1 protein-coding gene is annotated in these 434 nt (G+C 53.5%); it reads right to left on the bottom strand.

Going from position 1 to position 434, the window contains the following annotated elements; all coding sequences use genetic code 11:
- Positions 1-266: 266 nt before the first annotated feature.
- The coding region (locus A3730_RS29705) for an SPOR domain-containing protein (RefSeq protein WP_197477455.1) at positions 267-434 on the bottom strand (168 nt) is incomplete at its 5' end.

Here is a 434-nt window from a genome sequence, read left to right as displayed (position 1 = left end):
AGCAGTTTGCAGAAGCTCGTGGCTGGCCTGGCCCTCCATATGGGCGATCAGACCAAAACCACAGTTGTCCCGGAATTCTCCGGGCTCAGTGAGCCCCCGCACCAGCGTTGAGTTCTGCTGCATGAAAACCTTTCCTCTTGAAATTCAGAGACTTACAGAAGGCAAATGGCGTCAAGAAAACGGTGACGGCAAAAAAGGGATATGCATTCTACACATTGCGCGCTTGGGCGACAAATTGAACAGTCACCCAAGGCGCTTTTTTATGCTTAAAGTTCGCCGCGAACATCGCCCATCTTGCGAGGAAAAGGCCCCGCTGAGCGTAACTTTGCTGGCAACGTCGACTTTGCATCAAGCGCTGCCTGACGGCTGGAATAGTCCCCGGCGAGCACCAGAAACACGGTTTTTCCATTCCGTTTGGCCGGATAATAGGCCCC

Source organism: Alcanivorax sp. HI0044 (assembly GCF_001634945.1).
The sequence above is the reverse complement of the archived record's forward strand: the minus strand, read 5'-3'. Positions and strand labels throughout refer to the sequence as shown.